Genomic DNA, 26181 nt, shown 5'->3' on the forward strand with positions numbered 1-26181 from the left:
CTGCATTGCGGCAATTCATTGCCGCCGTGGAATGCAAGTTATTTTCCTAGCTCGCCCTTGATTTTTCTGTAATCCGATTACAGAATAGGTTCACGAAATGCCTTCGGGCGCACTTGCGAAGAGGTCTTCATGGCACACCCCCGTACTCTTGATCTGGTCATCTTCGGTGGAACCGGGGATCTCGCAATGCGCAAGCTGCTGCCCGCGCTTTATCACCTGCATTGCGATGCACTGCTGCCCGCCGAGGCGCGTATTGTCGGCGTCGCGCGCGACGGGCTGGACGACGACGGCTATCGCAGCTTTGCCCGCACGCACGCAGAACGCTTCATCGGCAAGGATTTCAAGCCCGCCGAATGGGCGGGCTTTGCCGAGCGTCTCGTGTATGCGCAGGTCGACGCGCTGCAGGCCGACAGCTTCGCCTCGCTCGCCGAACGGCTGAACGGCCGCCCGGACGGCCAGCGCGTCTTCTATCTATCGACCGCGCCCAGTCTGTTTACTACGATCACCGGTCATCTTCACGGTGCCGGGCTGGTTGCGGCAGACAGCCGCGTCGTCCTCGAAAAGCCGCTCGGCCACGATCTCGCCTCCTCGCGCCAGATCAACGACGAGGTCGGCCGCTATTTCGCCGAGGACCAGATCTACCGGATCGACCATTACCTCGGCAAGGAACCGGTGCAGAACCTGCTCGCGCTGCGCTTCGGCAACGCGCTGTTCGAACCGCTGTGGCGGCGCGAGTGGGTGCGCGACGTGCAGATCACGGTCGCGGAACAGGTCGGCGTCGAAGGGCGCGGCGAGTTCTACGACCGCGTCGGCGCGATGCGCGACATGGTGCAGAACCACCTGCTCCAATTGCTGTGCATCGTCGCGATGGAGCCGCCGGCGTCGATCGCGCCGGATGCCGTGCGCGACGAGAAGCTGAAGATCCTGCGCGCGTTGCGTCCCTTCGGCCTGGCCGATGTCGCGACCCGGACCGTGCGCGGTCAGTACAAGGCCGGGGCGAGCGGCGGGCAGCCGGTCCCGGGCTATCTCGAAGAGAACGGCATCCCAGGCGACAGCCGTACCGAAACCTTCGTCGCGCTGAAGGCCGAGATCAATACCTGGCGCTGGGCCGGCGTGCCCTTCTTCCTGCGCACAGGCAAGCGGATGCAGGAGAAGGTCGCCGAGATCGTCATCAACTTCCGCTCGGTGCCGCACTCGATCTTCGGAGTCCCCGCCACGCCGCAGCACGCGAACCGCATGGTGATCCGCATGCAGCCGGAGGAAACCGTCGATCTCCACCTCCTCGCGAAGCAGCCGGGCGACGTGATGCAACTGCACCCGGTGCGCCTCGACCTCGACTTTGCCGAGGCCTTCCGCACGCGCCGCCTGGAAGCCTACGAGCGCCTGCTGATGGACGTGATGCGCGGCAACCTGACCCTGTTCGTGCGGCGCGACGAGCAGGAAGCGGCGTGGCGCTGGGTCGAGCCGATCATGGCCGGATGGCAGGCTGCCGACGACCGTCCGAAACCTTATACCGCGGGTACCTGGGGCCCGGCCGGGTCCAGCGCGCTGCTCTCGCGCGACGGCCTCTCCTGGCACGAGGAGATCTGAAGGATCTTCGGCCCACTCACTATTTGTTCCGAATCGACGAAGGATCACCAGATGTTTTCAGGATCTCCCGACACCTTTCCGCGCCTTGTCGGCGACATCGGCGGCACCAACGCACGTTTCGCCTTCATCGCGGGGTCCGGACAGGAGATGGCCGCGATGCGCACGCTGTCCTGCGCGGATTTCGAGGGGCCGGCCGATGCGATCGAGCATTACCTCGGCGAAGCCGGCCTCGCACGGCCGCGCTGGTGCGCTTTCGGGATCGCTAATCCGGTCGACGGCGATTTCGTGCGTATGACGAATCACCGCTGGGCCTTCTCGATTCTCGAACTCGGCGAGCGCTTGGCGCTCGACCGCCTCAAGGTGATCAACGACTTCACCGCGTTGGCGATGGCGCTCCCTGCCCTGGCGCCGAAGGAGCTCGTCCAGGTCGGCGGCGGAGAAGCGCTGGTCGGTCGCTCGATCGGCCTGCTCGGCGCCGGTACCGGCCTGGGCATCTCCGGCCTCGTTCCCAGCGGCGGCGACTACGTGCCGCTCGAGGGTGAAGGCGGCCATGTCACGCTTGCGGCCAGCAATGCTCATGAGGCCGAGCTGATCGCGTGGCTGTCGCGCCGCTATCCCCACGTCTCGGCCGAGCGCGTGCTGTCGGGGCCGGGCCTGGTTGCCCTCTACGAGGCCCATGCCGCGGTTGGCGGGCAGCCGTCCGAGCAACTGAGTGCAGCCGAGATCAGCCAGCGCGGCCTGGCCGGGACATGCGCGCTCTGCGTCGAGACCTTGCACACCTTCTGCGCGATGCTCGGCACCGTCGCCGCGGACCTCGCGCTGATCCTCGGCGCGCGCGGCGGCATGTACGTCGGCGGCGGCATCGTGCCCAAGTTCGGCGACTTCTTCGCGCGCTCGGGCTTTCGCGAACGCTTCGAGCAGAAAGGACGCTTCAGCGAATATCTCGCGCGGATTCCGACCTACGTGATCCATGCGCCCTATCCCGGGCTGGTCGGTGCCGCACAGGTGCTCGAGCGCGCGGCGGCGTCGGCCTGAGACGAACGATTAGGTGGCGTAGCCCGGGTTCCGCCGGTCCAGCTTGCGACGCAGTGCCGGCCACGCGAGCCCGCCGCCGGCGCCGCGCGTGACCTTCTCCCATTGTTCGGGCGCGCCGGCGATGATCGCGTCGCTGATGCGGCGCATCTGTTGCCCGCCGCTCAGGGCGCGGACCTGGATCATGCAGGCGGTCTCGAAGAAGTACATCGCGACGAAGGCCTCCGCGACCGAGCGTCCCACCGTCAGCAAGCCGTGATTCCGGAGCATCAGGAAGCGCTTGTCGCCGAGGTCATGCACGAGACGCGGCCTCTCGTCGTCTTCGAGCGCGACGCCCTCGTAGTCGTGATAGGCGAGCGAAGACAGCACGAAGATCGAATGCTGCGAGAGCGGCAGCACGCCCTCCACCTGAGCGGACACCGCGACGCCATTGACGCTGTGCACATGAAGCACGCACTGGGCGTCTTCGCGCGCGCTATGGATCGCGCTGTGGATCACGAAGCCGGCCGGGTTGGTTTCGTATGGGCTGTCGAGCACCTTGTGTCCGTGCAGATCGACCTTCACAAGGCTCGACGCGGTGATCTCGTCGAACATCAGCCCGTAGGGATTGATCAGGAAGTGATGCTCGGTCCCCGGCAGGCGGGCCGAGATGTGCGTGAAGATCAGATCGTCCCATCCGAACATCGCGACCAGCCGATAGCACGCCGCCAGATCGACGCGCAGCTTCCATTCCTCGTCGCTGACTGACGAACGCACTTCCGGCATCACGCTGTTCATGGACCTCTCCTCGATACGAACTTCCATCTACCTTGTATAGACGGGAGCTCTCTCGGAGGGAAGCGGCGGGATTTCTCCCGCCACCACGACCGTATTCCGGGCGGCGTCGCGCGACTGCGATGGCCGCTATTCCGCCAACTCCCTCCGATCCCGGAAAAACGCCAAGGCCTCCGGATTCGCCAGCGCTTCCTGATTCTTCACCGGCCGCCCATGCACGACGTTGCGCACGGCGAGTTCGACGATCTTGCCGCTCTTGGTGCGCGGGATGTCGGCGACCTGCAGCACTTTCGCCGGCATATGGCGCGGCGTGGTGTTGTCGCGGATCGTCTGTTTGATGCGCGCGACGAGCGCGTCGTCGAGCGTCAGTCCTTCGCGCAGCTTCACGAAGAGCACGACGCGCACGTCGTTCGGGTTCTGCGGCGGCCAGTCCTGACCGATCACCAGCGACTCGACGACTTCCTCCAGGCGCTCGACCTGGCGATAAATCTCGGCGGTGCCGATGCGCACCCCGCCCGGATTCAGCGTCGCGTCCGAGCGGCCGTGGATGACCAGCCCGCCGTGCTCGGTGATCTCGCAGAAATCGCCGTGGCACCACACGTTCGGAAAGCGGTCGAAGTAGGCCGCGTGGTACTTCGAGCCGTCTTCGTCGCCCCAGAAGCCGATCGGCATCACCGGGAAAGGCTTGCTGCAGACGAGCTCACCCTTCTCCCCCTGCAACGGGCGGCCCTCGTCGTCCCAGACGTCGACCGCCATCCCGAGCCCGCGGCACTGGATCTCGCCGCGCCACACCGGCAGCACCGGCGAGCCGAGCACGAAGCACGAGATGATGTCGGTGCCGCCCGAGATCGACGACAGTTGCAGGTCGGCCTTGATGTCGCGATAGACGTAGTCGAAGCCTTCCGGCACGAGCGGGCTGCCGGTGCTCATCATTGCGCGCACGCTCGCAAGGCTGTGCGTCTCGCGCGGTTTCAGGCCGAACTTGGCGGCGGCGTCGATGAACTTCGCCGAGGTCCCGAAGTGCGTCATGCGCTCGGCGTCGGCGTAGTCGAAGAGGATCTGATTGTCGGACGCGAAGGGCGAGCCGTCGTAGAGGAGCAGCGTCGCGCCGGCCGCGAGGCCCGAGACGAGCCAGTTCCACATCATCCAGCCGCAGGTCGTGAAGTAGAACAGGCGGTCGCCCGGCTTCACGTCGGCGTGCAGGCGGTGCTCCTTCAGGTGCTGCAGCAGCGCGCCGCCCGCGCAATGCACGATGCACTTCGGCACGCCCGTCGTGCCCGACGAATACATGATGTAGAGCGGATGGTCGAAGGGCAGCGGCTCGAAGCGGATGTCGTCGACAAGCTGGAAGGGCGCGACGAACTCGGCCCACATGTGGGCGTGCGGCACGTGCTTCAGGTCGTGTTCGGCATGGACGTAGGGCACGACGACGACGCGCTTCAGCGAGGGCAACTGGCGCACGATGTCGCCGAGCTTGCCCAGCACGTCGATCGTCTTGCCGCCATAGAAATAGCCGTCGCAGGCGATCAGCACTTTCGGTGCGGTCTGGCCGAAGCGGTCGATCACGCCCTGCACGCCGAAGTCCGGCGATGCGGACGTGAAGATCGCACCGATGCTCGCCGCGGCCAGCATCGCGACGACCGTCTCGGGCATGTTCGGCATGTAGGCCGCGACGCGGTCGCCTTTTTTCACGCCGTGATCGCGTAGCGCCGCAGCGAAGTGTGCGACAGCCCGGTAGAGCTCGCCATGGGACATGCGGTTCTGCACGCGGTCTTCGCCCCAGAAGACGATCGCGTCCTCGGCGTCGCGCGAGCGCAGGAGATTCTGCGCGAAGTTCAGGCGGGCGTCGGGGAACCACTTCGCGCCGGGCATGCGGTCGCCATCGACCAGCACGCGTTCGCCGCGTTGCCCGATCACACCTCCATCCTCCCAAACGCTGCTCCAGAACTGCTCGGGCGAGGCGACGGACCAGGCGTACAGCGCGTCGTAGTCGGGCAGCGACACGTTCCAGCGCTTTTCGGCGGCAACACGGAAGGCGGTCACGTTGGCGGCAAAGACGCGTTCCGCAGAAGGCGTCCAGAGTGGAGCGACGCTGTGGTCGGTCATGTGAAGCTCCTCAGTGTCTCGTGGGGGGACCGGGGCGGTGCCCGGTCCGGTTTCTTATCGTTCTATTCTATCCCTGCAGCATCACGCGTAGCGGCGCGAGGCGACCGGTGCCACCTCTTCCCGCTTCTTGCCGGGGATATGGCGCTTGACGAGGCCGAGGGCGACGAGCGCGAACAGCATCGCGAAGCCGAGCATCGACAGGTAGGCCGAAGCCCCGCCGGACGTGATCACTGCCGCGCCGGCGAAGGAACTGAGGATGGCGCCGAGGCGGCCGAAGGACAAGGCCGAGGCCGTCCCCGTCGCGCGGACCAGCGTCGGATAGACATAGGCGCACAACGCGTACATCGGCGCTTGCACCGCATTGACGAACATGCCGTGGATGCCGAGGCCGATCATCAGCATGTTGGTGTTGTCGGCGATATTCACGCCCTTCAGCAGGAAGGCACTCGTCGCCGCGCCGATGCAGCACACGATCAGTGCGACGCGCGAGCCGAAGCGGCCGATTGCCAGCGCGCAGCCGAGTGCCCCGACCACGCCGCCGAGGTTGTAGGCGGTCAGACCCGAGCTTGCGAGCGTCACCGGCAGGCCTTCGGCGGCGAGCATCGTCGGCAGCCAGCTGAAGGCGCTGTAGGTCGCAAGCATCACCATGAAGAAGCCGCCCCAGATCGCGAGCGTGTCACGGACGCGGGCCGGCTCGAAGAGCGAACCGAAACCGGCGCGCTGTTCGGCGGCTTGCTCGGTGGCATCCGCAAAGGCCGTGTCGGCATTGGTCGGGCGCGCCATGCGGGCGAGGAGCGTGCGCAGCTCCGCCCAGCGCTCGGCCTTGCGGGCGAGGTAGCGCGGCGACTCGGGGAGCTTCGCGAGGAGCAGCAGGCTGTATGCGATGGGCAGCGCGCCGCCGATCCAGAAGAGGCCACGCCAGCCGAGTACGGGGAGGATCGAGCTCGCGAAGAGCCCCGCAAGCATGCCGCCCAACGGATAGCAGACGATGGTCGCCGTGACGGCCAGCGTGCGGCGGTGGGCCGGGGTGAACTCGGCCGTCATCGTCGAGGCGCTCGGCAGCGCGCCGCCAATGCCAAGACCGGCGATCAAACGCAGCACGGCGATCGTGGTCACGTCCGGAGCAAAGCCGATCGCGCAGGTCGCAGCACCGAAGAGGAAGACGCTCGTGGCGAGCACAAGGCGGCGGCCGATGCGGTCGGCGACGAGGCCCGCACAGGCACTGCCGATCGCCATCCCCACCAGCCCTGCGGCGACGGCCGGGGCGAAGGCGGTCCGGGTGATGCCCCACTCCTTGATGATCATCGGGATCGCGAACCCGATCAGTTGCCCGTCAAACCCGTCCATGATGATCGCGAATGCCGATAGCATGACGACGATCTTCTGCATCGCGGTGAAGGGGCCGTGATCGAGGACTCCGCCAATGTCGACGGCGCCCGCCTTCGTTGAGGCTTGCAGCATGTTGGTGTCTCCGTTGAAGTTTTGGTGTCGCGCGAGGCGCGACGAGCCCGCCCTGCCCCGTTCTGTGCGGGGCTTGGGAGCGAAAAGCCTTGTGTTGCCGGGACTGTTAACTAAGCGGCGAGCTTCGCGACCGTGTTTTCGATGCGGCCGAAAATGCTGTGCCCGGCCGCGTCGAACATCTCGATGCGCACCGTATCGCCGTCGCGCATGAAGGGGGTCTCGGGCTTGCCCTGCTCGAGGGTCTCCCAGGTGCGCACTTCCGCGAGGCAGCAGTAGCCGACGCCGCCGTGCTCGATCGACGATCCCCACAGGTCACCCGCCTTGTTCGAAACCGTGCCCGAACCGATGATCGAGCCCGCTTCGAGTTCGCGCGTCTTCGCGACATGCGCAACGAGCTGTCCGAAATTGAAGCTCATGTCGACGCCGGCGTTCGGCTTGCCGAAGAGGCCGTCGTTGAGATGGACGACGAGCGGCAGATGCACCTTGGCGTCACGCCACGCGTCGCCGAGTTCGTCCGGCGTCACGGCGACCGGGCTGAAGGCGGAAGCCGGCTTCGACTGGAAGAAGCCGAATCCCTTCGCGAGCTCGTTCGGGATCAGGCCGCGCAGCGAGACGTCGTTCACCAGCATCACGAGGCGAATCGCCTTCGCGGCCTGATCTGGCGTCGCGCCCATGGGCACGTCGCCGGTCACGACCGTGACTTCGGCTTCGAAGTCGATGCCCCAGCTTTCGTCCGCGACGACCTTGTCGCGCGGGCCGATGAAGCTGTCCGAGCCACCCTGGTACATCAGCGGGTCGGTGTAGAAGCTTTCCGGCACTTCGGAATTGCGCGCCTTGCGCACGAGCTCGACGTGGTTGAGGTAGGCCGAACCGTCCGCCCACTGGTAGGCGCGCGGCAATGGCGAGTGGCAGGCGGCTTCGTCGAAAGGCTGCGAATCGACTGCGCCGCTGTTGAGCGCCTCATACACCTGGCGCAGTTGCGCCTCGCAGTCCGACCAGTTGTCGAGCGCGGCCTGCAGCGTGCGGGCGATCGCGGGGACGGCGCGGCAGCGCGTCAGGTCGCGGCTGACGACGACGAGCGTGCCGTCGCGTCCGCCTTGCTTCAAGGTCGCGAGTTTCACTTGAACATCTCCTTGTAGCTGCCGTCGTGCATCCAGGCCGCGTGCTTGGGCGCCTTCTTCGTCACCGCCCACTCTTCCAGCATCGCCCACTTCACCTCGTCGAGCGCCTCGAGCATTTTCGGCGAGGCGGTGTTGGCGGCGAGCTCCAGCCGATGGCCATTCGGGTCGAAAAAGTAGATCGACTGGAAGAGCGCGTGGTCGGTGGGCCCGATCACGTCGATACCTTCCGATTCGAGGCGCGCCTTGGCGGCCAGCAGGACGTCCATCGACTCGACCTGCAGTGCAAGGTGTTGCGTCCAGACCGGGGTGTTCTCGTCGCGGCCCATCGCCGGGCGGGTCGGCAGCTCGAAGAACGCGAGCACGTTGCCCATGCCGGCATCGAGGAAGATGTGCATATACGGATCGGCTTCGCCGGTCGAGGGCACGGCGTCTTCGGCGATCGACAGCACCAGCTTCATGCCGAGATGTTTTTCGTACCAGCGGGCGGTCGCCAGCGCGTCGTGGCAGCGGTAGGCCACGTGGTGGATTTTCTGGATAAGCATTTCAGTCTCCGAGTTCGTTGTCAGACGCCATCGCGCGCGATCTGCATCGCTTCGCGCAGCACCGAGAGGTCGCCGACGTGGTTCGCGAGCAGCAGGATCAGGCGCGCGTTCACCATCGCGCTCTGCTCGTCCGTGAGTTCGCGGTGCGTCTCGATCAGCGCCTCGTAGAAATCGTCGCCGGGCGAGAAGGCGCGGAAGTGGCGCTTGCCGGGCTCAAACAGGTTCGGTTGCGTGTTGAGTGCCATAGCGGTCTCCATCAGGCGTTGCAGGTGGCGCGCGCGACGGCGGCACGCACTTTGGCGACATCCAGCGCGCGCCAGCGGGCGGCGACGTGCTGGTCGGGACGCACGAGGTAGCTCGTGCCTTCGCGCAGGTCGTAGCGTTCGCGCACGCGGCCCTTCGCGTCGATCAGCGTCTTGAGTCCGGCGGGCGCGGTGCCGCGCTCGGCGACGACCACCGCCTCGACCGGAATCGGCGCGTCGATCAGACTGCGCAACGCCTGCGCGGTCGCAGCATCGAGGGCGCCCGCGTCGGGGATGTAGTGCAGCAACTGGAAGCGGTTGCCGACCGCGCCGAGTAGCCACTGCGTGCCGTCGCAGGTCTGGATCGGGGCGTCGTCGAGCGGCGCGCCCGGGATCATGTTGCCGCCGAAGACATCGCCATCGGCCGTGTTGAGGCGCGAATCGGCGAGGAAGCTCGGCACCGAGAGCCGGCCGGAGTTGACCAGCGCGCGGGCGAACGAGAATTGCTCGGCGAGGCCCAGCACCGCATTGCGGAAGGTCTTGCTGACAGCACTCTTCGGCGTGATGAAGTCCGTCGAGCGGGTCGAGTTCATGAGGTTCTCGTCGGCGGCGTAGCAGCGCTCTTCCGAGTAGGTGTCGAGCAGCGTCGTGGGCGCCTTGCCGTCCATCACCAGCTTCAGCTTCCAGACGAGGTTGTCCGTGTCCTGGATGCCCGAGTTCGCGCCGCGGGCGCCGAAGGGCGAGACCTGGTGCGCCGAGTCGCCGACGAAGAGCACGCGGCCGTGGTTGAAGCTGTTCATGCGGCGGCACTGGAAGGTGTAGACGCTGACCCACTCCAGCTCGAATTCGCGGTCGTCCCCTAGCATTGCCTTGATGCGCGGGATCACGTTCTCAGGCTTCTTCTCTTCCTCGGGATCGACGTTCCAGCCAAGTTGGAAGTCGATGCGGAACACGTTGTCCGCCTGGCGATGCAACAACACCGACTGGTTGCGGTGGAACGGCGGATCGAACCAGAACCAGCGCTCCGTCGGAAAATCCGCCTTCATCACCACGTCGGCGATCAGGAAGCGGTCCATGAAGATCTTGCCGTCGATGTCGAGGCCCAGCATCGTGCGGATCGGGCTGCGGGCGCCGTCCGCGACGATCAGCCAGTCGGCACGCACCGTGTAGGCGCCGTCCGAGGTCTCGACGCGCAGCGTCGCGTGGTCGTCGGCCGGCGTCACGCCGATCACCGTGTTCTTGAAGCGGATCTCGAGGTTCGGCAGCTGACGCGCACGCTTGATCAGGTCGTCTTCGAGGTAGTACTGCTGCAGGTTGATCATGCCCGGCCGGTGGTGGTCCGGCTCCGGACACAGGTTGAAGTTGAACACTTCCTCCTCGCGGAAGAAGGTGCGGCCGACGTTCCACGACACACCCTTCTGCACCATTTCTTCGGCGCAGCCGAGGCGGTCGAGCACTTCGAGGGTCCGCTTGGCGTAGCACACGCCGCGTGAGCCGATCGACACTGTGTCGTCATTGTCGAGCAGCAGCACGCGCTGTCCCTGCAGGGCGAGATCGATCGCGGCAGTCAGGCCGACCGGGCCGGCGCCGACGATCACGACGGGGTAATGCCCCTCTCGCCCTTCAGCGATCTCGGGCGGGCGGACGTACTCGAACTTCGGGTATTGGAACGTGCTCAGCACGGGTGTCTCCTCCGTTTATTTTCACGATTCCGGGCCAGCCTCTTGGCGTGCGTCGGCCCGGAGTCCGGCGCCCACGAGGGGCGCGACTCTGATCGGCTGATTGCTCAGCCAGTAAATCGGGGAACGGAGCCGTCAGCGCACGGACGGCTCCGGCAGGGTCATTCCTGCAGCGAGTGCCACATCTGCTGGTCGCGCTCGGCGGTCCAGATGCGCGGGTCACGGATGCCGCTCGCCTCGTCGTGCGCGCGCGTCACGTCGAACGGCAGGCAGTGCTCGTAGATGAAGACCTTGCCGAACTTCGGATCCATGTTCTTGCGGGTGTGCGCCATCGTCGCCTTCAGGTCCATGCCCTGCCCGACCGCCTCCTGGGCGCTGCGGTACAGCGTCGACACGAAATCGCGGGTGTAGCCGAGGCCGGCGTCGACCGCTTCGCGCCCGATCAGCGCCGGGCCGCGGCCCGGCACGAGCTTGTCGAATTTCATTGCGGCGAGGTTGTCGAGCGTCTGCGGCCAGTCGGCGAGATACGCGTCGCCGGTGTAACAGGCGGCGTCGGCTTCGACGAGGTCGCCCGAGAAGCAGATGTTCTGCGAGGGGAGATAGACGATGGTGTCGCCCTTCGTGTGGCCGCGGCCGACCTGCTTGATCTTCACTTCGAGCTTGCCCATCCACAGCGTCATTTCGCCCTGGAAAGTCATCGTCGGCCAGGTCAGGCCGGGGACGCTCTCGACGGCCTCGAAGAGCCGCGGGAAGCGGCCAATCTCGGAATCCATGTCCTGCTGGCCGCGCTCGACGATCAGGTCCCAGGTGTCCTGGCTCGCGATGATCTGCTGCAGACCTTCGTCCGTGTAGCCCGAAGCGCCGAGCACGCGCACGGCGTGGTAGTGCGTCAGCACGACGTACTTGATCGGCTTGTCGGTGATCTCGCGCACCTTCGCAATCACGCCCTGCGCGGCGACCGGGGTGGCGGTGGCGTCGATGATCATCACCGAGTCGTCGCCGATGATCACGCCGGTGTTCGGGTCGCCCTCGGCGGTGTAGGCGTAGGCGTTATCGGACAGCTTGTCCCAGCTGATCTTCTTTTCTTCGAGGTCGGCTTGGGAGGCGAATTTTTTTGCGCTCATGTTTTGTGGTCTCTGTTTGGTGGGTGGATGTGCAAATCCTAGACTGCAATTTGTCTATCGTCAACCGATTTGCGGATATCTAATTTTGTGAAGCTAGAAACGACGCAACACCACCCTCGCCAAAGGACGTGGCGGCTGGATCGCGCGCGTTCTGCGATGGGAAAGACCTGGCCCTGACGTGGGTACGCGTAAATGCAAACGCCCGCACGAGAGGCGGGCGATGCGGGTATGTAGAGGAGACGCGCGGCGGCGTTGACGCTTGGCGTCAAGCAAGGGTGTGGCGCGGCGAGTGCGAGGAGGCGGCAACTCGCCCCCGCCCCTTGCGGCGGGTTTCGACGAAACTTCGGGTGCCTCTCGATCCCCGAGGGGGACCGGGAGCACCCGTCATGCGATCACGCCGTCTTGTTCAAGCGCGAAGACGCTCCAGCCCTGTTGGCCGCTTCGGCGACGGCCCCTTCGGCCGTCATGGAGAAATCGCGGAACCGCCGTGTAAACATGTCGAATGTGCCTTTCAACTCATTGGAGAGCGGCATGTAGATCGCGGGCGTCGCGAACTGCCGTCCGAGGATCTGCGCCGACTCGAGTTGCGCATTCGTCACGGTTTCGTAGCTGTCGCGGGTATAGGCAAGTGCCTTTTCGAGCAAGGATTGCCCCAGCGCAGCGGGGACGGCCGCGGGGTCGGGCGCGCCGCTACGGACCGCGGTGGCTCTCATTGCGCCTACCCCCTCTTCAATCGCGGCGCGATAAACCGCAATGGTGCTCTCGGCGAGGTGCTCGATGCAGTCCAGATAAACCTCGGACAATGCCAGGAAGGTGTCGATACCCTGCAGGTTGCCGCGTCTTTGCGCATTGCTGTGGGACGTGGAGGACATTGCTGTTCCTTTGATTGAGCGTCGTGCACGGCAAGGAATCCAGGACAAATATCTGTCCGGGATCGTGCTGTGTGGTATGGGCTCCGCGTGGCGGGTGCCAGCGGCGGGACTACCGACCTGATCGAGTATGGCCCTTTGCGACCATCAGTCCATCATTACTTTGTAACGTCGGACGTGGTGCGGAAGCTCCGGAACTACTGGGCCGGGATGTGTTTTCGCTTCTGTTCGTACATCAGCTGGTCGGCCTGCCGGAGATACTCGGTCAAGCTCAAGTCACACATCGGATCGCACTGGACGATTCCGATGCTGAACGAGATCGGGTAGGCACGATCGCCCCGCGCGACGAAGTCGGCGCGGCCTTCCTGAATGCGCGTGCGCAGCACATCCGCTTGCGCGGTATCGATCGTGAATACCGCGAATTCATCGCCGCCGATGCGGGCAACGACGTCCGCGTCGCGAAAACAATGCTGCAGAATTTGGCCCGTGTCCTTGATCAGATCGTCGCCCACATCATGGCCATGCGCGTCGTTGACGGTCTTCAGTCTGTCGATGTCGATGAAAATCAGGGCGCTCTGCACCTGCTGACGGCGGGCGAGTTTGATGCTGCGTTCGGCGTGCAGGAAGAAGCCGCGTCGATTCAGCAGGCCGGTCATCACGTCCGTGACCGCCAGCCTGTGAATGTCCTCCTCGATGGAGTCGCGGCGCACCAATTCGACGGCATGCATACGCTCAGCTTCAGCGAGCTCCTCGGTCTTGGCAACGATCCGATCTTCGAGAGATTGCCTGAAGCCGACATTGCCGAGGGCCGCGCCCGTGATCTCGCCGAGCAGGCGCAAGATGGGGATCAGTTGTGCAAGCTCCTTGCGGTGCCCCTGTCGATACCAGACCGACACCAGCGCCCCCAGAGGTTTTCCGGGCGGAAACGGGTAGGCAATGAGGCTCGCGATGCCGAAAGAAGGCAGGTCGCCGTCGCGCAGACCTGAGTTCGGCGCTACCTCGGGAAGCAAGATCGGCGTGCGATCGGTGATCGCCCTTCGCGCGTGTTTCAGCAGCTCGGACCTGTCCGGCACGGGGCCGAAGCCTTTCCGATTGCCGAACTCACTGACGTACTCCTCCTTGCCATCCAGTACAAGCAAGAGGCTACCGTCGGAGTGGAGAAGTTCCGAAACGGCCTGCCCCGCCATTTCAAGGACGTTCGACAGGTCGGATGCTTGCAGGAAATCGCGAGCCAGGGCGAGCAGGCGTCGCAGCACCGAGAAGTCTTCCGCAGGCCGTTTGGCCATGACAGTTTCCCCTGGTAAGAGCCCTGACGATTTCGAGCGACGGAAATGCGCTCGAGTGCCGCACAGTCGGGCCCTTATGATCCTGTCAACGTTAGCAGAATATCCGAGTACCAAGCACAGTTCAGTCCCAAGGCCTCGTCGAGATTGATGTCACGGCCACCGACGTCGAGCCGCGCCGAATGCACTCCGAGCAGCATCCAGGGCAGATCGTCGTAGGCTGCGGGCGGATTGGCGACACGCATGACCACGGGTGCGCCGCTGGTGCCCCGGTGGGTGCGCGCGTCCGTGAGGAAATAGCCCTCGCCCTGAAACCGCAGCCCGAACGACGACGCCACGACGGCCTGGCGCACGACCGGCATGTGATGCAGCGTGTCGTGAAACCCGAGCGGGAAACCCACCACCAGCAACGAGGCGCCGATCTCGACGGAGTCGAGCCGTCCCGGCAGATGAGCAGGAGTGAATGCGCGGTAGGCCATCTTGTCCGGCAGCGCGCCGCGCTCCATTTCGATCACCGCGACGTCGATGCTGCCCGCCGCATCGCAGCCCTGACGCCACAGGCTGCGGCCGTCGCGGAACAAGGGGACCGAAAAACCGGTCGATTCGGCCAGGTTGTCCGGATTGGTATGCAGTTCCAGCTCGATACGATCGGGACAGTGCCCCGAGGACTTGTCGTACAGCACATGCCTGCTGGTGACCAGAAACAGCTTCTGATCGACGGCGAAGAAGAATCCGCTCGCGTTGGTCAGCTGCCGCTGCCCATCGAAGGTTACGATGCGCACGCTCGTCAGGAGAAGGGATTCGATCATTCGCCGGGCTCTTCAGTAAGCGGAAATGCGGACCTCGAGCCGCAGAACTTCTTTCGAGGTCCGACCTTTCGCCCAGCAAACCTTGTGCCGGGACCTTATGCCGACACCGTATCCCGGAGGGGATAGTCGGTGTAGCCGACAGGTCCCGGAGTGTAGAAGGTTTTCGGGTTCGGCGTGTTCAACGCCGCGTTGTGAATCAGGCGCTGGACGAGGTCCGGATTCGCGATGAAGAGGCGACCGAATGCGACGGCGTCCGCCCTGCCCGACTCCACCGCCTCGATTGCCATTTCGCGATCGTAGCCGTTGTTCGCGATGTAGCTGCCCTTGAAGGTCTTGCGCGCCCACGCGAAGTCGAAACCCGGGACGTCACGCGGACCGCCGGTTGCGCCCTCGACGAAGTGGATGAAGGCGATGCCGCGCTTGTTCAGTTCTTCGATCAGGTGGCCGAAGACAGCCTGCGGGTTGCTGTCGGACAGATCGTTCGCCGGCGTGACCGGCGACAGGCGAATGCCGACGCGGCCGGCGCCAATCTCCGCGACAACCGCATCGATCACTTCGAGGGCGAAGCGCGCACGGTTCTCGATCGAGCCTCCGTACTGGTCGGTGCGCTTGTTCGCGCCGTCGCGCAGGAACTGATCGACGAGATAGCCGTTGGCGCCGTGGATCTCCACGCCATCGAAGCCGGCCCGGATCGCGTTGGCCGCGGCCCGGCGGAATTGCTGAACGACTTCGGCGATCTCCTCGATGCTCAGCGCGCGCGGCTGGGGCACCTCGACCTTGCCGTTATGCGTGTAGGCAAACACGTTGGGCTTGACCGCCGACGGGGCAACCGGTTGGACGCCGCCGGTGAGGTCCGGGTGCGTGATGCGGCCCACGTGCCAGATCTGGGCAACGATCTTCGAACCCGCTTCATGGACGGCTTGTGTGATCGGCTTCCAGCCTTCGACCTGCGCGTCGGAGTAGATGCCGGGCGTGGCCATATAGCCCTTGCCGATCGGGGAGACCTGCGTGCCCTCGCTGATGATCAGGCCGGCGTTGCTGCGCTGGCGATAGTACTCGACATTCATCGGGCTGCCCGGAAGGTCGCCCTTCGCTTCGTCGGCGCGGCTCCGGGTCAGGGGGGCCATCACGATACGATTCGCGACTTCGATGTCGCCGATTCGGGCGGGTTGGAAGAGCTTGAGGTTGTCGACGCCGCTGACGGCGTGGGGCAAGGGAGCGTTCATGTCGTCGGACTCCTTGGTCACGAGTTGATCGAAAAGCTCGGCCGACTCGTTCGGGTGTCCGATTGATGTCGGTCGCATTGAGGCGGATTATGATTATTCCTGATCAGGCTGAGTAGCTCCGTCAGGTGATAGTATTTATTCCTGCCAGGAATTGATGGAGCGACGATGGACCGGCTGCGTTTGATGGAAACCTTCGTACGGGTCGTCGAGACCGGCAACTTCTCGGCCGTCGCCCGCGAGGCGCGCACCACGCAGTCGGCGATCAGCAAGCAGGTGCAGGCGCTCGAAGCGCTCGTCGGCGTGCCGCTGCTGACCCGCTCGACGCGCAGTCATTCACTGACCGAGGCCGGCCAGCTTTACTACGAGCGCTGCAAGCAGGTGCTCGACACGCTCGAGGAGGCGCGGCTCGAGGTCCATCGCGCCGAGCGCGAAATCTCCGGCGTCCTCCGCGTCGCTGCTCCCGCGGCCTTCGGCCGCCTGCATATCGTGCCTCGCTTGCCTGCGTTCTATGAGCGTTATCCCCGGCTCAAGGTCGACCTGCAACTCGACGACAGCTTCGTCGATCTCGTCGTCGCCGGCGCCGATCTCGCATTCCGCGTCGGCGAATTGAAGGACAGCCGACTCGTCGCCCGCCGCATCGGCCGGGCCCATCGCGCGACGCTGGCCTCGCCCGCCTACATCGAGCGATACGGCGAGCCCCGGCAGCCCGACGATCTGCCGCGGCATAACTGTTTGATCTACACAGGCCTCGCCACGATGAACGAATGGATCTACCTCGACGCCGAGGACAAGCCACACAGCGTTCGCGTCGACGGCAATTTCCAGTCGAACAGCTCGGAGGCCATCCGCGAGGCGGTGTGTGCGGGCTTGGGCGTCTCATACTCGCCGCTGTGGGTCTTCGGTGACGACATTCGTGCCGGTCGCGTCATGCGCGTCATGACGGACTTCCGGCCGCCCTCTTTGCCCTTGAACGTCGTATTCCAGCCCGCCCGCCGGCCATCGCTGAAGATCAACTGCTTCGTCGATTTCTTCGCCGACGCGTTCAGCCGGGACCCCGACATCGCGCAAATGCTTGGTGCCTCGGCCTAAAGCACGAGCCGCCGACGCCCTTCAACCAAATCGTTCTTGACATCTTTCTTCTCGCGATATTAAATAAACCAACTTGATTTATTAATAAGCCCCGTCAATGAGCGGGACAGCGAGGAGACGAGCATGGCAACTGCCCAAATCGGGCGCGGCCGCAACTCCGTGCGGCTGCGGCGCTACAACGAACGCCTGCTGTTGCAGGTATTGCGCCGTTCCGGGGAGGCCTCGAAGGCCGACCTCGCGCGCCGCACCCACCTCACCAGCACCGCAATCGGCGGCATCATCCAGTCCCTCGAAGAGAGCGAGCTGATCGTCTATACGGGCCGCCGCACGGAAGGACAGCGCGGCCAGCCGGCGACACTGATCGACCTCAACCCGAAGGGCGCCTTCGGCATCGGCGTGCGTCTCGACCGCGACTCGATCGAGACGGCGCTGCTGGATTTCGGCGGCCAGATCCTGGCTCGCCGTGTACATGAAGGCACGCTGCCCTCGCCGGACGAGACGCTGAAGCTGGTGCTCGAGGACATCGAGGAAGTGCTGAAGGCGATCACGCCTGACGAGCGCGAGCGCCTGGCCGGGATCGGCGTGGCGCAACCGTTCAACCTCGGTGCGTGGCTGCGCGAGCTGAATCTGCAGAACCCGGACTTCCGCGCGTGGGACGACGTCGACTTCGCCTTCGAGCTCGGCGAGGCGGCCGGCCTGCCGGTTTTCAGCGAAAACGACGGCAACGCGGCTGCGATCGCGGAACTCTTCTATGGCTGTGGCCGCGAGTTCGACGATTTCATCTATGTCTTCATGGGCCCGGTCATCGGCTGCGGCGTCGCCCTCAATGGGGACTGTCTGCGCGGCGTGACCGGAAACGCGGGCGACATCGCCGTGATGCCCGTCCCGCCGAGCCGCCTGCCGTCCGCGCAGGCGCCAAAAGGCAAGTGGGACCTGCTGTTGTCGCGCGCCTCGCTCAGTGCATTAGGTCGGCATTTGCGCCATTCGGGCGCCGAAGTGAATTGCCACGCGGATCTGGAACGCCACATCCGCGCCCACCACCCGGCCGTCGAGGAATGGGTCGAAGACTGCATCGATGCGCTGGCGCCGGCCGTGCGTTCCGCGCTGTGCATTCTGGACGTGCCGGTCGTCGTGTTCGACGCCGACGTCGATGCGGGTCTCGTCGATCTGCTGCGGCGCCGGCTCGCGCAGGCTCTGGCCGACACCGCACCCGAAGCGCGTGGCGTGCCGGAACTGGTCCGCGGCTCCTTCGGCTCGGATGCGGGTGCGATCGGCGCCGCGAGCCTGCCCATGTTCTTCAGCTTCTCGCCGCGTGCCGAACTTCTCGGCAGCGGCGCCAAATCGACGGAGGAAATGCGCGATGGCGAATGATTCCACCCGCCGCCCCGTGCTCGAAATGCGCGGCATCTCGAAGACCTTTCCCGGCGTGCGTGCGCTACGCGACGTGTCGCTGACGCTTTATCCCGGCGAGGTCCATTCGCTGATGGGCGAAAACGGCGCCGGCAAATCGACGCTGATGAAGATTCTTTCGGGCGCCTACCAGGCCGACGACGGCGGCGAGATCCGCATCGACGGAGAGCCGGTCGTGATCGACGGTCCTCTGGCAGCGAAGGCGCTGGGGGTCGCGGTGATCTACCAGGAACTCACGCTATGCGCGAGCCTGACGGTAGCCGAAAATATCTACCTCGGTCGCGAATTGCGCACCAGCGGCCGCATCGACCGCCACGCGATGGAAGCCGGATGCGCCGACATCCTGACCCGGCTCGGCGCCACCTTCGGCCCGCGCACGCTCGTCGCCGACCTGTCGATCGCGGAGCGCCAGCTCGTCGAGATCGCCCGCGCGATCCACGCAAACGCCCGCATCCTTGTGATGGACGAGCCGACGACGCCGCTGTCCTCGCGCGAAACCGACAAGCTCTTCGACCTGATCCGCCAACTGCGTGCCGACGGCCTTGCGATCGTCTATGTGAGCCACCGCATGGCGGAGATCTACGAGCTGTCGGACTGCGTGTCGGTGCTGCGCGACGGCACCTATGTCGGCACACTCGACCGTAGCGAGCTGTCGGCGGATTCGCTCGTCCAGATGATGGTCGGACGCGATCTCTCGGGCTTCTACAAGAAGGACCACAAGGCCTACGAACCCGGTGCCGTGGTGATGTCGGTGCGCAACATGCGCGACGACCGGCGCGTGCGCGGCTGCAGCTTCGACCTGCATGCGGGCGAAGTGCTGGGCATCGCCGGTCTCGTCGGAGCCGGACGCACCGAACTTGCGCGCCTGATCTTCGGCGCCGACGAGCGGACCGGCGGCGAGCTCGTCGTCGATGGCATCCCGGTTCGGCTGAAGACGCCGCTCGACGCGATCCGCGCGGGTGTCGTGTATCTGACTGAAGACCGCAAGGGCCGCGGCCTCTTCCTCGACATGAGCGTGCGCGACAACATCAATGTGTGCGCCTGCTCGGACGACGCCCGCCCCGGCGGCATGCTGAACCTGGCGAAGGCGCGCGAGCGGGCGAAGGCCGCGATCCGCGATCTCGCGATCCGGGTGCCGAACGCACGCGTGAACGTCGGCGCGCTGTCCGGTGGCAACCAGCAAAAGGTGCTGCTCTCGCGCCTGCTGGAGATCAAGCCCCGCGTGCTGATCCTCGACGAGCCGACGCGTGGTGTCGACATCGGCGCCAAGTCCGAGATCTACCGGATCATCAACGATCTCGCCAACCGCGGCGTCGGCGTGATCGTGATTTCGAGCGAACTGCCGGAAATCGTCGGCACCGCTGACCGCGTGCTCGTGATGCGCGAAGGCGAACTCGTCGGCGAGCTGGGCGGCTATTCCGGCGCCCCGATTACCCAGGAAGCCATCATCGAGTTGGCCACCGGGGCCAGCCCCCAGACCCTGCCGCAGGCCGCCTGAACGGCATCCTCCACAAGAAAGAGCAGGAATGACACCCATGGAGAAGACAATGAGCAACGCCCCCGCCTCAACCCCCAGCTCCCTCGCCGGTTCGCCGCGAGCCGCCGTTCAATCGACGCCGCGCGAGCGCTTTCAGTCCCTGATGCGCGCCGTCGGCATGCTGCCGGTCCTGATCCTGCTGGCCGTGGGATTCGGGATGCTCGCCGAGGGCTTCCTCACCGCGCAGAACATCTCCATCATCGCGCAGCAGGCATCGATCAACATCGTGCTCGCCGCGGGCATGACCTTCGTGATCCTGACCGCCGGCATCGATCTGTCGGTCGGCTCGGTGCTCGCCGTCGCCGCGGTGCTCGCGGTAATGACCTCCACGATACCTGGCGGCGGCGTGCTCGGCATCCTCGCCGGGCTTGGCGCGGGGCTCGCGTTCGGTCTGCTCAACGGCAGTCTCGTCGCCTTCGCGAAGCTCCCGCCCTTCATCGTCACGCTCGGCGCGCTGACTGCGGTCCGCGGCATCGCACGGCTGATCGGCAACGACCAGACCGTCTTCAACCCCGACCTGCCCTTCGCCTTCATCGGCAACGACAACCTGCTCGGCGTGCCCTGGCTGGTGTGGATCGCCGCTGCGGTGATCGCCGCATCATGGTTCATCCTGCGCCGCACGGTGCTGGGACTGCACGTCTACTCGGTCGGCAGCAATCCTGAAGCGGCGCGCCTGTCCGGCATCAAGGTCTGGAAAGTGCTGCTCTTCGTCTATGCGATGTCGGGCCTGCTCGCTGGTCTCGGCGCGGTGATGACCTCGGCGCGCCTGCTCGCGGCGAACGGGCTGCAGCTCGGCCAGTCCTACGAGCTCGACGCGATCGCCGCGGTGATTCTCGGCGGCACGAGCTTCGTCGGCGGTGTCGGTTCGATCGTCGGTACGTTGATCGGTGCGCTGATCATCGCGGTTCTGACCAACGGCTTGGTGCTGCTCGGCGTCTCGGACATCTGGCAATACATCATCAAGGGTCTCGTGATCATCGGCGCCGTCGCGCTCGATCGCTACCGCCAGAGCGGCGCCCGCACCTGAGACCGCAGCTCGGCCTCCCCCAACCCCAACGCATTCATCAAGCCGCCCCCGGATTCCGGCCCCGGGGCGCGGCCAGACACAAGGCCGGATTCAGGAGACATTCCATGTTCCACCGCAAGGCACTCGTCGCCGGCATCGCGCTGGCCCTCGTCACCGGCGCCAGCCAGGCACGCGAAATCAAGTCCGTCGGCGTCACCGTCGGCTCGCTCGGCAACCCCTTCTTCGTCACGATCGCCAAGGGCGCGGAAGCGAAGGTCAAGGAGCTGAACCCGAACGCGAAGGTCATCACCGCGTCGGCCGATTACGATCTCAACAAGCAATTCACGCAGATCGACAACTTTATCTCCGCGGGCGTTGACCTCATCCTGCTCAACGCAGCCGACGCCAAGGCGATCGAGCCGGCAGTGCGCAAGGCGCAGAAGGCCGGCATCGCGGTGATCGCAGTCGATGTCGCCGCCGCCGGTGCGGATGCGACGGTGCAGACCGACAACGTGCAGGCGGGGAAGATCGCGTGCGAGCACATCGTCAAGCGCCTGAACGGCCAGGGTAACGTAATCATCCAGAACGGGCCGCAGGTGTCGGCCGTCGTCGATCGCGTGAAGGGCTGCAAGGGCGTGTTCGCCGCCACACCCGGCATCAAAGTCCTCTCCGACGACCAGGACGGCAAGGGCTCGCGCGAAGGCGGCATGAACGTGATGCTCGGCCACCTGACGCGCTTCCCGAAGCTCGACGCCGTCTTCACGATCAACGACCCGCAGGCGATCGGCACCGACCTCGCCGCGCGCCAGTTGAAGCGCAAGGGCATCGTGATCACGTCCGTCGATGGCGCGCCCGACATCGAGAACGCCCTCAAGTCCGACACCCAGGTCGAAGCCTCGGCGAGCCAGGATCCGTGGGCGATGGCGCAGCAGGCGGTGGTGATCGGCAACGACGTGCTCAACGGCAAGAAGCCCGCGAACCCGATGGTGCTGATCCCCTCGACGCTCGTCACGCGCGACAACGTGTCCGGCTACAAGGGCTGGTCCTCGCCCCGCTAACGCCTCCCATCCACCTCCTCCACGGTTCCCCATCATGTTCCTCGTTTGCGGCGAAGCTCTGTTCGACGTCTTCATCGGTTCCGAGACCGACAACGCCCTGCATCTGGACGCGCGCCCCGGCGGCTCGCCCTTCAACGTCGCCATCGGGCTCGCGCGCCTCGGACAGCGGGTCGCGTTCCTGAGCGGAATCGCGAAGGACATGCTGGGCGACCGGCTCGTCCGGACGCTCGCCCGCGAGGGGGTGGATACGCGGCCCTGCCCGCGCTTCGACGCGCCGACCACGCTCGGCATGATCGAGCTCGACGCGGCCGGCGTGCCGCACTACGCCTTCTACGGCAACGGCGCCGCCGACCGGCTGCTGTCGGCGGCGCAACTGCCCGAGCTGGACGACGACGTCCGCGCGATCCACGTCGGCTCCTATGCGACGGCGGTGGAGCCCGTCGCGAGCGCGCTCGAGACCTTGCTGCGACGCGAGCGCGACCGCCGGCTGATCGCCTACGATCCGAACGTGCGGCTCAACGTCGAGCCCTCGCTGGAGCGCTGGCACGAACGGGCCGACACGCTGGCAGGCCTCGCGCATCTCGTGAAGATCAGCGACGAGGACCTGCACCTGCTATACGGCGAGATTGACGAGGCGGCGCTCGCAGCACGGTGGCTCGCCGCCGGGGCGAAGCTCATCGTCGTCACGCGCGGCGCGGACGGGGCCAGCGCGTGGAACGCGATCGGGCGCACGGACGTGCGGGCGCCGCGGATCACTGCCGTCGATACCGTAGGCGCCGGCGACACCTTCCAGGCCGCGATGCTGTCCCATCTCGCCGAAACCGACCGGCTCGAGCCCGCGGCGCTCGCCGCGATGGATGCCGACGCCCTCACCCGCCTCCTCGACTTCGCTGCACGCGCCGCGGCAATCACCTGTTCGCGGCGGGGAGCGGACATGCCGCGACGGGCGGAACTCGGCAACGCCTGCTAGACGACCATTGCATTAATCGGGAGCAGCACCTACCGTAACATCATGGCATAGACAGGCTTGACGCACGATGACGAAGGCCGGCATCGAAATCTCGCGTCAAAGTGCCGCTGCTGCAATCGAAACGCTTCGCAGCACCCGGGACGGCCTTGCGGCCGCGGAGGCCGCTCGGCGGCTGAGCGAATTCGGTCCGAACCGCATCGAGGCCGCGCCCCGCACGCCGCCGTGGCTGGGGCTCATGCGCGAGTTCACCCATTTCTTCGCCCTCGTCCTGTGGGTCGCCGCCGGACTTGCCCTTGCCGCCGAGCGCTTCAGCCCCGGACAGGGCATGATGAAGCTCGGTTTCGCGATCGTCGGCGTCATCATCATCAACGGCCTGTTCGCCTTCTGGCAGTCGTATCGGGCCGAACGCGCGCTCGCCGCGCTCGGGCGGTTGCTGCCCTGCGAGGTCGATGCGATCCGGGACGGCAGTCCGGTTCCGGTGCCGGCACAGGAACTGGTGCCCGGCGACGTCATCCTTCTCGCCGAGGGCGCGAGGGTTCCGGCGGACTGCCGGATCATCGAGGCCTGGGGGCTGCGGGTCGACCTGGCGACGCTCACCGGAGAATCGTTTCCAAAGGCCCGCAACGAGAAGGCCGATGCCGGCGACGACGCGCTGGCCGCGCATAACCTCTTGCTCGCCGGCACCCTCATCGTCTCGGGCGAATGCCGCGCCATCGTTCATGCCACGGGGATGGACACCGAGTTCGGCCGCATCGCGCACCTGACGCAGGCGCTCGGCGACGAGGAGTCGCCCTTGCAGAGCGAGATCCGGCGCGTGTCGCGGCTCGTGGCCTTTCTCGCGCTCGCCCTCGGCGCGCTCTTCTTCTTCGCCGGACAGATGAGCGGAATGCCTTTCTGGGCGAGCTTCATGTTCGGGATCGGCATCATCGTCGCCAATGTGCCGGAGGGACTGCTGCCGACGGTGACTCTTTCGCTGGCGCTCGCGACGCAGCGCATGGCGAAGCGGAACGCCCTGGTGCGCCATCTCCCGGCAGTCGAAACGCTGGGAAGCGCGACGGTGGTCCTCACCGACAAGACCGGCACGCTCACGCAAAACCGGATGAGTGTCCGGGAGTATTTCGTAGGGGGCCGTCACGCCCTCACGGCGCGGCGCTGGCCCACGCAGGCGGATATCGAACTGCGGTCGGTGGCGCGGCATTGCCACAGCCTGAAATTCCTGCCGGACGGACCGCGCGGCGATTCGATGGAAGTCGCCTTGTGGCAATTCGCCGGCAACGGACCCGACGAGGAACGGATCGGCGAGATCCCCTTCGACGTGGAGCGAAAGCGTATGTCGGTCGAGACGCGCGACAGCGAGGGACGCCGAAACCTCTGGTGCAAAGGGGCTCCCGAGACGATCCTCCCGCTATGCACGTCCTGGTTCGACCGCGGAGCCGGGCGGGAGCTGGACGACGTGGCGCGCGAACGCTTCCGGCAGGCGCACGAAAACATGGCCGACCGCGGGTTGCGCGTGCTCGCCCTCGCATGGCGTCCGCTCTCCGACGGGCAGCCGGCGGCAGAAGAGGAGCTCCGGCTGTGCGGCCTCGTCGGACTCGAAGACCCGCCGCGGCCCGATGTCCATGAAGCCGTCATGCGCTGCAGGGGCGCCGGGGTCAAGGTCGTGATGGTCACTGGGGATCACCCCCGCACTGCGCTGGCCATTGCGCGTGAGGTGGGCATCGCAGGACTCGATGCGCCCGTGGTCCTGCTCGGCGAACAGGTCCGCACGATGCCGCCCGCGCAGTTGCAGCTCGCCCTCGACGCGCCCGAAATCATCTTTGCGCGCGTCACTGCGGAACAGAAAATGCTCGTCGTAAAGGCGCTGAAGCGCAAGGGCGAGGTGGTGGCGGTGACCGGTGACGGCGTGAATGATGCGCCGGCCCTGAAGGCCGCCGATATCGGCATCGCGATGGGACTCTCGGGCACCGATGTGGCCCGCGAGGCCGCCGACATCGTCCTGCTCGACGATCATTTCGCGACCATCGTCAGCGCGATCGAAGAAGGCCGCGCGGTGTACGAAAACATCCGCAAGTTTCTGACCTACATCCTGACCTCGAACATTCCGGAGATCGTTCCGTATCTGGCCTTCGTGCTGTTCCGGGTTCCCCTGCCCCTTACGGTGATCCAGATACTCGCGGTGGACCTCGGTACTGACATGCTCCCCGCCCTGGCGCTCGGCGCGGAAAAGCCCCAGCCCGATACGATGAAGCGAATGCCGCGCGCGAGGGACGAACGATTGCTGTCGCCGGGGCTCCTCGCGCGGGCTTACCTGTTTCTCGGCCCCCTCGAAGCCTTCGCGGCAATGGCGGCATTCTTCTACGTGCTTGAGGACACGCGGCCCGACGCCGGGGTCCTGTCGCCGGCCGATACCAACTACCTCGCGGCGACGACGGCCTGCCTCGCGGCGATCGTGCTGACGCAAATGGTCAACGTGTTCGTCTGCCGGCACGCGCAGCTCCCCGCCTGGCATTTTCCGCTCCGCGGCAACCGCCTGCTGCTTTCGGGGCTTGCACTCGAAATCACCCTGCTGCTGGCGATCGTCTATACGCCGTGGGGCAATCGGCTCTTCGGCACCGCGCCGCTCGGCGTCGATGTCTGGCTGTACATGTTGCCCTTCGCGATGCTACTCGGCATCGCCGAGGAAGCCCGGAAATGGTGGTTCCGAAGGCGAGCAAGCCGGCCTAAGGCACCAGTTCGTCGAGCTCCGGAAGCATGACCACGCTTTCCTGCGCGGTCGGTTCGTTGCGCACACCGACGAACACAGCCGGCGTCTTGCCACGATTGACGGCGACATGGGGCACATTGGCCGGGATGAAGAGGAAGTCGCCCGGGCGCGCAATCTCGCGGTGTTCGAGCCGATCGCCCGTGCACAACTCGACCTCTTCGCCGCTCATCAGGTAGAAGGCGGACTCGTGGTAGCGGTGTAGGTGCGCCCGCGTCCGGCCTTCCGGCGGGAGCGTGACGATACCGAGGAACACCACTTCCGAGCCGACCGTCTCGGCGCTGATTCCGGGCGCGTAGACGGACCCTTGCTTGCTGACATAGCTCTCCGCGCCCTGGACTACGCTGCCGTGCTTCGAAGTCGCCACCATGATCGCGCCCTCCTCTATGTGCCTCCCGGCTTCTCAGAATATAGGCGAGGCTGGCCAGATTTCCCTGTGCGCCCGGCGTTCCGGGTTCGAGGCGGGCGCCACTTACAATCCTGCACAAAAAG

The 26181-nt window shown here is 65.7% G+C and carries 22 protein-coding genes; 9 read left to right on the forward strand and 13 right to left on the reverse strand.

Features of this window, described 5'->3' with window-relative positions:
• The first annotated feature begins 129 nt into the window (after positions 1–129).
• A complete protein-coding gene (zwf, locus tag AZKH_RS13290; protein ID WP_015436299.1) occupies positions 130–1590 on the forward strand; it encodes a glucose-6-phosphate dehydrogenase in 1461 nt (486 codons plus the stop codon).
• Positions 1591–1641: 51 nt separating this feature from the next.
• The gene (locus AZKH_RS13295; protein ID WP_015436300.1) at positions 1642–2625 is read left to right on the forward strand and encodes a glucokinase; all 984 of its coding nucleotides are present in this window, start codon (positions 1642–1644) and stop codon (positions 2623–2625) included.
• Positions 2626–2634: 9 nt separating this feature from the next.
• On the opposite strand, the gene AZKH_RS13300 is transcribed toward AZKH_RS13295, so the two are convergent.
• The 12 genes from AZKH_RS13300 to AZKH_RS13355 form a co-directional block, all read right to left on the reverse strand.
• The gene (locus AZKH_RS13300; protein ID WP_015436301.1) at positions 2635–3399 is read right to left on the reverse strand and encodes a class II aldolase/adducin family protein; all 765 of its coding nucleotides are present in this window, start codon (positions 3397–3399) and stop codon (positions 2635–2637) included.
• A 126-nt stretch (positions 3400–3525) separates the two neighbouring features.
• Positions 3526–5502, reverse strand: coding sequence for an acetoacetate--CoA ligase (locus tag AZKH_RS13305; RefSeq protein ID WP_015436302.1), 1977 nt, complete (start codon positions 5500–5502; stop codon positions 3526–3528).
• Between the two features lie 81 nt (positions 5503–5583).
• Positions 5584–6963 carry an MFS transporter gene (locus AZKH_RS13310; RefSeq protein WP_015436303.1) on the reverse strand — a complete coding sequence of 460 codons (1380 nt, stop codon included), beginning with the start codon at positions 6961–6963 and terminating at the stop codon, positions 5584–5586.
• 110 nt (positions 6964–7073) lie between these two features.
• A complete protein-coding gene (locus AZKH_RS13315; RefSeq protein WP_015436304.1) occupies positions 7074–8084 on the reverse strand; it encodes a fumarylacetoacetate hydrolase family protein in 1011 nt (336 codons plus the stop codon).
• Positions 8081–8626 carry a VOC family protein gene (locus AZKH_RS13320; protein WP_015436305.1) on the reverse strand — a complete coding sequence of 182 codons (546 nt, stop codon included), beginning with the start codon at positions 8624–8626 and terminating at the stop codon, positions 8081–8083. Before AZKH_RS13320 ends, AZKH_RS13315 begins: the two co-directional genes overlap by 4 nt.
• Positions 8627–8646: 20 nt before the next feature.
• Complete coding sequence (locus tag AZKH_RS13325) at positions 8647–8871, reverse strand: DUF2783 domain-containing protein (RefSeq protein ID WP_041656172.1); 225 nt, start codon at positions 8869–8871, stop codon at positions 8647–8649.
• 11 nt (positions 8872–8882) lie between these two features.
• The gene (locus tag AZKH_RS13330) at positions 8883–10550 is read right to left on the reverse strand and encodes an FAD-dependent oxidoreductase (RefSeq protein WP_015436307.1); all 1668 of its coding nucleotides are present in this window, start codon (positions 10548–10550) and stop codon (positions 8883–8885) included.
• Positions 10551–10708: 158 nt separating this feature from the next.
• Complete coding sequence (locus AZKH_RS13335) at positions 10709–11671, reverse strand: MBL fold metallo-hydrolase (protein WP_015436308.1); 963 nt, start codon at positions 11669–11671, stop codon at positions 10709–10711.
• Between the two features lie 392 nt (positions 11672–12063).
• Entirely contained in the window at positions 12064–12543 is a 480-nt protein-coding gene (locus AZKH_RS13340) for a phasin family protein (RefSeq protein ID WP_015436309.1), read from the reverse strand.
• Between the two features lie 194 nt (positions 12544–12737).
• Positions 12738–13826 (reverse strand): diguanylate cyclase, encoded by a 1089-nt coding sequence (locus AZKH_RS13345; RefSeq protein WP_015436310.1) that lies wholly within the window; start codon positions 13824–13826, stop codon positions 12738–12740.
• 74 nt (positions 13827–13900) lie between these two features.
• Positions 13901–14632, reverse strand: coding sequence for a serine protease (locus AZKH_RS13350; protein WP_015436311.1), 732 nt, complete (start codon positions 14630–14632; stop codon positions 13901–13903).
• A 95-nt stretch (positions 14633–14727) separates the two neighbouring features.
• On the reverse strand, positions 14728–15858 hold the full coding sequence (locus tag AZKH_RS13355; RefSeq protein WP_041657308.1) for an alkene reductase: 1131 nt from the start codon (positions 15856–15858) through the stop codon (positions 14728–14730).
• A gap of 165 nt (positions 15859–16023) precedes the next feature.
• Between AZKH_RS13355 and AZKH_RS13360 the strand changes: the two genes are divergently transcribed.
• The 7 genes from AZKH_RS13360 (at position 16024) to AZKH_RS13390 (ending at position 25683) form a co-directional block, all read left to right on the forward strand.
• Positions 16024–16947: a LysR family transcriptional regulator gene (locus tag AZKH_RS13360; protein WP_015436313.1), complete on the forward strand. Its 924-nt coding sequence runs from the start codon at positions 16024–16026 to the stop codon at positions 16945–16947.
• A 123-nt stretch (positions 16948–17070) separates the two neighbouring features.
• Positions 17071–18318, forward strand: a complete 1248-nt coding sequence (locus AZKH_RS13365; protein WP_015436314.1) for an ROK family transcriptional regulator — start codon at positions 17071–17073, stop codon at positions 18316–18318.
• Positions 18308–19855, forward strand: coding sequence for a sugar ABC transporter ATP-binding protein (locus AZKH_RS13370; RefSeq protein ID WP_015436315.1), 1548 nt, complete (start codon positions 18308–18310; stop codon positions 19853–19855). Before AZKH_RS13365 ends, AZKH_RS13370 begins: the two co-directional genes overlap by 11 nt.
• 49 nt (positions 19856–19904) lie before the next feature.
• Complete coding sequence (locus AZKH_RS13375; protein WP_197538724.1) at positions 19905–20921, forward strand: ribose ABC transporter permease; 1017 nt, start codon at positions 19905–19907, stop codon at positions 20919–20921.
• Positions 20922–21025: 104 nt separating this feature from the next.
• A complete protein-coding gene (locus AZKH_RS13380; RefSeq protein WP_015436317.1) occupies positions 21026–21958 on the forward strand; it encodes an ABC transporter substrate-binding protein in 933 nt (310 codons plus the stop codon).
• 34 nt (positions 21959–21992) lie between these two features.
• Entirely contained in the window at positions 21993–22928 is a 936-nt protein-coding gene (locus tag AZKH_RS13385; RefSeq protein WP_015436318.1) for a carbohydrate kinase, read from the forward strand.
• Positions 22929–22995: 67 nt separating this feature from the next.
• Entirely contained in the window at positions 22996–25683 is a 2688-nt protein-coding gene (locus AZKH_RS13390; protein WP_015436319.1) for a cation-transporting P-type ATPase, read from the forward strand.
• Here AZKH_RS13390 and AZKH_RS13395 read toward each other — a convergent pair.
• Positions 25649–26059, reverse strand: a complete 411-nt coding sequence (locus tag AZKH_RS13395; protein ID WP_015436320.1) for a cupin domain-containing protein — start codon at positions 26057–26059, stop codon at positions 25649–25651. The genes AZKH_RS13390 and AZKH_RS13395 overlap by 35 nt on opposite strands.
• Positions 26060–26181: the final 122 nt, after the last annotated feature.

The sequence above is a fragment of the Azoarcus sp. KH32C genome (assembly GCF_000349945.1).
Classification (GTDB): Bacteria; Pseudomonadota; Gammaproteobacteria; order Burkholderiales; family Rhodocyclaceae; genus Aromatoleum.

What these genes read in the sequence shown, in the direction of transcription:
- zwf (WP_015436299.1), top strand. Translation starts at nt 130, where the DNA reads ATGGCACACCCCCGTACTCTTGATCTGGTCATCTTCGGTGGAACCGGG.
- AZKH_RS13295 (WP_015436300.1), top strand. Translation starts at nt 1,642, where the DNA reads ATGTTTTCAGGATCTCCCGACACCTTTCCGCGCCTTGTCGGCGACATC.
- AZKH_RS13300 (WP_015436301.1), bottom strand. Translation starts at nt 3,399, where the DNA reads ATGAACAGCGTGATGCCGGAAGTGCGTTCGTCAGTCAGCGACGAGGAA.
- AZKH_RS13305 (WP_015436302.1), bottom strand. Translation starts at nt 5,502, where the DNA reads ATGACCGACCACAGCGTCGCTCCACTCTGGACGCCTTCTGCGGAACGC.
- AZKH_RS13310 (WP_015436303.1), bottom strand. Translation starts at nt 6,963, where the DNA reads ATGCTGCAAGCCTCAACGAAGGCGGGCGCCGTCGACATTGGCGGAGTC.
- AZKH_RS13320 (WP_015436305.1), bottom strand. Translation starts at nt 8,626, where the DNA reads ATGCTTATCCAGAAAATCCACCACGTGGCCTACCGCTGCCACGACGCG.
- AZKH_RS13325 (WP_041656172.1), bottom strand. Translation starts at nt 8,871, where the DNA reads ATGGCACTCAACACGCAACCGAACCTGTTTGAGCCCGGCAAGCGCCAC.
- AZKH_RS13335 (WP_015436308.1), bottom strand. Translation starts at nt 11,671, where the DNA reads ATGAGCGCAAAAAAATTCGCCTCCCAAGCCGACCTCGAAGAAAAGAAG.
- AZKH_RS13340 (WP_015436309.1), bottom strand. Translation starts at nt 12,543, where the DNA reads ATGTCCTCCACGTCCCACAGCAATGCGCAAAGACGCGGCAACCTGCAG.
- AZKH_RS13345 (WP_015436310.1), bottom strand. Translation starts at nt 13,826, where the DNA reads ATGGCCAAACGGCCTGCGGAAGACTTCTCGGTGCTGCGACGCCTGCTC.
- AZKH_RS13350 (WP_015436311.1), bottom strand. Translation starts at nt 14,632, where the DNA reads ATGATCGAATCCCTTCTCCTGACGAGCGTGCGCATCGTAACCTTCGAT.
- AZKH_RS13355 (WP_041657308.1), bottom strand. Translation starts at nt 15,858, where the DNA reads ATGAACGCTCCCTTGCCCCACGCCGTCAGCGGCGTCGACAACCTCAAG.
- AZKH_RS13360 (WP_015436313.1), top strand. Translation starts at nt 16,024, where the DNA reads ATGGACCGGCTGCGTTTGATGGAAACCTTCGTACGGGTCGTCGAGACC.
- AZKH_RS13365 (WP_015436314.1), top strand. Translation starts at nt 17,071, where the DNA reads ATGGCAACTGCCCAAATCGGGCGCGGCCGCAACTCCGTGCGGCTGCGG.
- AZKH_RS13370 (WP_015436315.1), top strand. Translation starts at nt 18,308, where the DNA reads ATGGCGAATGATTCCACCCGCCGCCCCGTGCTCGAAATGCGCGGCATC.
- AZKH_RS13375 (WP_197538724.1), top strand. Translation starts at nt 19,905, where the DNA reads ATGAGCAACGCCCCCGCCTCAACCCCCAGCTCCCTCGCCGGTTCGCCG.
- AZKH_RS13380 (WP_015436317.1), top strand. Translation starts at nt 21,026, where the DNA reads ATGTTCCACCGCAAGGCACTCGTCGCCGGCATCGCGCTGGCCCTCGTC.
- AZKH_RS13385 (WP_015436318.1), top strand. Translation starts at nt 21,993, where the DNA reads ATGTTCCTCGTTTGCGGCGAAGCTCTGTTCGACGTCTTCATCGGTTCC.
- AZKH_RS13390 (WP_015436319.1), top strand. Translation starts at nt 22,996, where the DNA reads ATGACGAAGGCCGGCATCGAAATCTCGCGTCAAAGTGCCGCTGCTGCA.
- AZKH_RS13395 (WP_015436320.1), bottom strand. Translation starts at nt 26,059, where the DNA reads ATGGTGGCGACTTCGAAGCACGGCAGCGTAGTCCAGGGCGCGGAGAGC.